The sequence below is a fragment of the Nostoc sp. CHAB 5715 genome (genome assembly GCF_020829685.1).
Classification (GTDB): Bacteria; Cyanobacteriota; Cyanobacteriia; order Cyanobacteriales; family Nostocaceae; genus Nostoc.
Map to the genome: position 1 here is coordinate 1 of NZ_JAIVFR010000545.1, position 5,184 is coordinate 5,184.

General features: G+C 40.4%; 7 protein-coding genes and 3 tRNA genes. 6 read left to right on the forward strand and 4 right to left on the reverse strand.

Going from position 1 to position 5,184, the window contains the following annotated elements; genetic code table 11:
• Positions 1–106: 106 nt before the first annotated feature.
• The 4 genes from LC574_RS25610 to LC574_RS25625 form a co-directional block, all read right to left on the reverse strand.
• The gene (locus tag LC574_RS25610) at positions 107–283 is read right to left on the reverse strand and encodes a hypothetical protein (RefSeq protein ID WP_229456354.1); all 177 of its coding nucleotides are present in this window, start codon (positions 281–283) and stop codon (positions 107–109) included.
• Between the two features lie 104 nt (positions 284–387).
• Positions 388–594 carry a hypothetical protein gene (locus tag LC574_RS25615; RefSeq protein ID WP_229456355.1) on the reverse strand — a complete coding sequence of 69 codons (207 nt, stop codon included), beginning with the start codon at positions 592–594 and terminating at the stop codon, positions 388–390.
• 89 nt (positions 595–683) lie between these two features.
• A tRNA-Ser gene (locus LC574_RS25620) sits at positions 684–768 on the reverse strand.
• Between the two features lie 131 nt (positions 769–899).
• Positions 900–1,820, reverse strand: a complete 921-nt coding sequence (locus LC574_RS25625; RefSeq protein WP_229456356.1) for a TIGR04168 family protein — start codon at positions 1,818–1,820, stop codon at positions 900–902.
• On the opposite strand from LC574_RS25625, the gene LC574_RS25630 reads away from it, so the two are divergent.
• From LC574_RS25630 to LC574_RS25655, 6 genes are all read left to right on the forward strand, one after another.
• Positions 1,800–1,955: a hypothetical protein gene (locus LC574_RS25630; protein WP_229456357.1), complete on the forward strand. Its 156-nt coding sequence runs from the start codon at positions 1,800–1,802 to the stop codon at positions 1,953–1,955. The genes LC574_RS25625 and LC574_RS25630 overlap by 21 nt on opposite strands.
• 14 nt (positions 1,956–1,969) lie before the next feature.
• Positions 1,970–2,944 (forward strand): quinolinate synthase NadA, encoded by a 975-nt coding sequence (gene nadA, locus LC574_RS25635; RefSeq protein WP_229456358.1) that lies wholly within the window; start codon positions 1,970–1,972, stop codon positions 2,942–2,944.
• A 124-nt stretch (positions 2,945–3,068) separates the two neighbouring features.
• Positions 3,069–3,154, forward strand: a tRNA-Tyr gene (locus tag LC574_RS25640).
• A gap of 87 nt (positions 3,155–3,241) precedes the next feature.
• A tRNA-Thr gene (locus LC574_RS25645) sits at positions 3,242–3,313 on the forward strand.
• A gap of 201 nt (positions 3,314–3,514) precedes the next feature.
• On the forward strand, positions 3,515–3,781 hold the full coding sequence (locus LC574_RS25650; protein WP_229456359.1) for a DUF3596 domain-containing protein: 267 nt from the start codon (positions 3,515–3,517) through the stop codon (positions 3,779–3,781).
• Positions 3,782–3,853: 72 nt separating this feature from the next.
• Positions 3,854–4,681, forward strand: a complete 828-nt coding sequence (locus tag LC574_RS25655; protein ID WP_229456360.1) for a tyrosine-type recombinase/integrase — start codon at positions 3,854–3,856, stop codon at positions 4,679–4,681.
• The last annotated feature ends 503 nt before the right edge of the window (positions 4,682–5,184 follow it).

The window sequence follows — 5,184 nt, forward strand, 5'->3', positions numbered from 1 at the left end:
CACTAAAGTAAAAGTCTGATCGCAAAGCAGATAGATAGAAATTAAAGCAATATTGCTATACTGCGACGGAAAAAGTTTAAGTTAAGGCTGAAGCACTCCCAATTTACTAGGAAATTATACTGCCACCACCAACAGTTCCAGCAGTAACTTTACCAGCTACGATACCAAAAGCCGGATTCGATGTGATTGCAGAAACTGCGATACCAACTACAATACCAGAAACAATACTAGCTCCGGCACTTACTGCAAAATCAGCAGCATATTCTTTCCAACTTTTTGCCATTTTAAACTCCTTACAAGGCTTTAGTATATTTTGTATTTATCCTAATTATAAATATTATTATCTGCTTCAATTATTATTTCTTCAGTATAATTACTTTAAAAAACTTAAATATTTTGTAAACCTTCACTCTGGTAATCCAAATTTTTCCGCACTTCTTGTACAGAAATAACATTACTAGCTTTGCTATCCGCTAGTCCAGCTTCAACAGTTTGCCGAACATAAATTTGGTACATCAAATCATCCCATGTGGAATTTTCTGGCAACTTGTCAATCAATTTGCGGGCTTCTTCTTTAATATTTAGATTTTTCATCAGTAGTTAACCAAATACTGCTTGTGCATCTATTTGGATATATTGTAGATGCAAAACAGGTGTGGCATTTGATAACAACATTCATTCAACGGAGAGGGGGAGATTCGAACTCCCGGAGGTTTTAGCCTCATCCGATTTCAAGTCGGACGCAATCGACCACTCTGCCACCTCTCCAATAAATCTGTCAAACTTGTGCTTAACTTACTTTCAGAAGCTATTCAAGCGCTTTTATTGGTTAGCACCAAAGCTGACAGATAATACTATATCCTATCATCTACGCAGATTGCACTACTGGATGCGAATGTCTAGGACACAATAGGCGATCGCTCGTACAAAATTTCCTCTGAAGCCACCTGAAAGTCATTACCCACCCAAACTAGGGAAACTTGCGAAACCACACCCGCCTCTAGAGAGACAATGGAAAAATTACGCAACTTCTCGCCATCATTTTCCACAATCCTGGGGACACTAGCCGCATTCAAGTAAATTGTCCCCTCTGGACTTCTAAAGACGGGCTTGCGCTGCACCTTCTTGGTATGGCGTAAATCTCGGTGCATGTGACCAAATGTCACCAGAGGAATGGTTTTACCAGCAGTCAAGGCTTGAGAAATCGCCTCGCCCAAATCTGGATCGCCAAAGTCGCCGCCAATTGGGTGCCAGTCTTTGCCACAGGGGTCTTCGGGGCGATCGCCTAACCCACTAGGCCCATTGTGACCCAAAAATATAATTGTCTTATAAGCGGCGCTTTTAACAGCTTTCACGATGCGATCGGCGGATTCTTCCAAACTCGTCACACCGTAACGTTCTTTACAGATTTCCGCGAATTTCCACTCTGGGCCACCCCAGGTAAAGGGACGACCCCCCACTACAGTTAAATTCCAAGCGGGAAAATCCAACTTACCGTAACCAACATGGGACGGGCCTAATAAATCGAGTTGTTCCTGTACCCAGTCTTCCTTAGAGCGGTCATAAGGAGCCTTTTTACGTCCCCATTCGGTGGCGGTGTACCAGGCATCGTGGTTGCCCATCACGGCTGCTTTGGGAATATCGAGAGATGTGATCGCTCTGACCACTTCCACCGATTCATTGCCAAAATCCCCGACAAACAGCACTAAGTCAACACCCAAATGCTTGAGTGCAACGCCATCTTCCACTTCCCATTGGTCGTGAATATCTCCAACTACAGCAATTTTGAGGTTTATCGATTGAGTTTTCTGACTGGTCATGCCACTTTCCTTGCCGTCTATCTCCAGGATATGAAACTCAGCCCGATTTGGACACAACCCCAAAATATCAACCGTCCACTATTTTTGGTAAAAACTACTATAATTGATTCCACAGGACATAAATTTGCAACATAAAGCACCCCTAAACTGTGTTTACCACTGCACTAGCTCAACGAGAAAAAACCCAACTGGGTGAATTACCACTAGATTTGTTTGCCGCGATTCAGAGTCTCAAAAAAGAACTCAACGCCGTTATCCTGGCGCATTATTATCAAGAGCCAGATATTCAGGATATTGCCGACTTTATTGGGGATTCATTACAACTAGCAAAAGCCGCAGAAAAAACCAATGCGGATGCGATCGTCTTTGCTGGTGTTCACTTCATGGCAGAAACAGCAAAGATACTTAATCCCGATAAATTAGTACTTTTACCAGATTTGAATGCTGGTTGTTCTTTAGCCGACAGTTGTCCAGCAGAGGAGTTTGCAGCTTTTAAAGCAGCGCATCCAGATCATTTGGTGGTGTCTTACATCAACTGCTCTGCTGATATCAAGGCGATGAGCGATATTATTTGTACTAGTTCCAACGCTGTGAAAATTGTGCAGCAGATACCAAAGGAACAGCCGATTATTTTTGCCCCAGATCGGAACTTGGGGCGGTATGTGATGGAACAGACTGAAAGAGATTTGGTGCTATGGCAAGGTAGCTGTGTTGTCCATGAAACCTTCTCGGAAAAGAAAATTGTCCAGTTAAAAATTGCCCATCCCGAAGCAGAGGCGATCGCACATCCAGAATGTGAAAGTAGTGTATTGCGCCACGCCAGCTTTATTGGCTCTACAGCCGCTTTACTTAAGTATTGTCAAAACAGCCCCACCAAGGAATTTATCGTTGCTACGGAGCCGGGAATCATTCATCAAATGCAAAAACTAGCTCCTGACAAGCATTTTATTCCTGCCCCGCCGATGAATAATTGCGCTTGTAACGAATGTCCCTTTATGCGATTAAACACCCTAGAAAAGCTTTACTGGGCGATGAAAAATCGCACTCCCAAAATTACCATGTCAGAGAATATTCGCCTTGCTGCACTGCGACCAATGCAACGAATGCTGGAGATGAGTGTGTAACTAGTATTTTTTATACTGGTGTTAGAGACGCAGTTTTCTTGCGATCTCTACTCACAAGTTATTTTTTCTGATAACTTGCAATTTATAAAACATGGTGCTAAGATTTTAAATCGTGAGACAAATCGGGTCGGTGTCCGAGTGGTTAATGGAGACGGACTGTAAATCCGTTGGCTAGCGCCTACGCTGGTTCAAATCCAGCCCGGCCCACCACTTACGAAGTTATAAGTTATAATGACTGGGTAAAGAGCAAAGCTCCCAGCATTGTAACTTACAACTGAAAAAGCAAAGTTATATTTTGCCCGTGTGGCTCAGTGGTAGAGCACACCCTTGGTAAGGGTGAGGTCACGAGTTCAATCCTCGTCACGGGCTTTTTACTATTAATGAAATAATCGACGTAAAGTTAAGGGTTTCAGGCTTTTGAAGGAATCTGTATGTTGAAAAGCTAACTTTCTTACTTGCATTTTTGACTATTCTGACTATGATTTTGACTATGATTTGGCTATGAGCTTGTTTTTTGACTATGATTTGACTATGATTTTATAGAGCAAATTATTTTAATAGTCAAAATTAATGGACAGAACACAAAAAGCGTCTAAAGGAACAGTAAGTGTTGAATCATTTCAAAGTCGATTACGTCTGAGATTGCCAAGACAACTTTACGAAGGTACACAAAAATATTTGACTCTGAATTTAGCTGATACGCCAGAAAATTGTCAGCTAGCAGAACAGAAAGCATATCAGATAGAGTTAGACATTGCATCTGGTAGCTTTGATGAAACCCTAGCTAAGTACAAGCCACAGAGACATTTATCTATAGTTACTCCTGGCGAACAGTAGAAGGTATTAACAATTTCAGACCTATGGGATAGGTACATTGATTACAAGCGCCCATCTCTAAAACCTAGAACATTGGATAAACTGGCTGTACTAGAAAAACATATTAAACGCTGTCCATATCAAGATTTGGATGAGGGTATCAAAATCAGACTTGCATTGTTGCAACAAACAACTACCTCACAAGCCAAAGATGTACTCATGTATCTTTCCGCAGCTTGTAAATGGGGAATGAAACATGGTTTAGTAACTTTTAATCCTTTTGAAGGGATGTACAATGAGCTTCCCAAGCATAAGTGGCAGGATAATTCACAGCCTAACGCCTTCAGTGAAGAAGAGAAAGAAAAAATAATTCAGGCTTTTAAAAATCACAAACCATCTAAAGGTATCGGCTACAGTTATTACTCACCATTTGTGGAGTTTTTGTTTTTAACAGGATGCCGACCATCAGAAGCTATCGGTCTACAATGGAAGCATATTACACGTGATTGTTCTCAAATTACCTTTGAAGGCGCATTAGTTCAGGTGGGAAATGGTGAAAGGGTAAGGGTTAATAGCTCTAAGAATAATAAAAAGCGTGTTTTTAACTGTAACCAACAACTACAAGAATTAATTTTAAAAATCAAACCAGAACATCTTGAGCCGGAATCTTTAATATTTCCATCACCAGAAGGAGTATCAATACATTACAGAAACTTCTCACGTCGAGCTTGGGATAAAATTGTAGATCCATTAGTAGAACGTCAAACTACACCATATTCGTGTCGTGATACTTTCATATCTGAGCAAATTGCAAAAGGTGTTCCTACTGCTGTAGTTGCAAAATGGTGTGATAATTCGGTGGATGTTATAGAACAAAAGTACCTTGATGGTAAACTTTTAGACCAGCTTAAACCGCTTTAGTCTATTCAGTGTTCATAGTTCTTCTTTAGATGGCCTTTCAACTTTTCTTGTATGAATTCTAGAGTCTGGGTTAACCTTTCTGGTTGTTAAATCAACGCCAAACTCCTTGTAGGTTCGCTTAGACGCTACTTCAGTTAAATCTATAAAATCTTCTCACCAGTAAAACGGTGTAGCTGAATTAGGTATCTGGGTAGTTATGTAGCAACCATTAAAGTTAATTGATGGATAAACTACTTTATCTATATCAGGCAGATAAACAGCATAAAAGTCAAAGTCATTTAGTTTATACTTCTTCTGATAAGTACCATTTTTATCTACCCAAATAGTTTTATTGACTACTCTATTATCCCCCGCATATTTAGCTTGTATTTTGTAACCCACATTCCGCAGATATTAAAGCGGATTTAATAATTATAAAATTGAAGAGACTCAAGCCTGAAATGATTGTCTAGCAATTATTTCAGGCTTTTTTCCTATAAAATAATAAGCGGCAAGTAGAGAGA

What these genes read in the sequence shown, in the direction of transcription:
- LC574_RS25610 (WP_229456354.1), bottom strand. Translation starts at nt 283, where the DNA reads ATGGCAAAAAGTTGGAAAGAATATGCTGCTGATTTTGCAGTAAGTGCC.
- LC574_RS25615 (WP_229456355.1), bottom strand. Translation starts at nt 594, where the DNA reads ATGAAAAATCTAAATATTAAAGAAGAAGCCCGCAAATTGATTGACAAG.
- LC574_RS25650 (WP_229456359.1), top strand. Translation starts at nt 3,515, where the DNA reads ATGGACAGAACACAAAAAGCGTCTAAAGGAACAGTAAGTGTTGAATCA.
- LC574_RS25625 (WP_229456356.1), bottom strand. Translation starts at nt 1,820, where the DNA reads ATGACCAGTCAGAAAACTCAATCGATAAACCTCAAAATTGCTGTAGTT.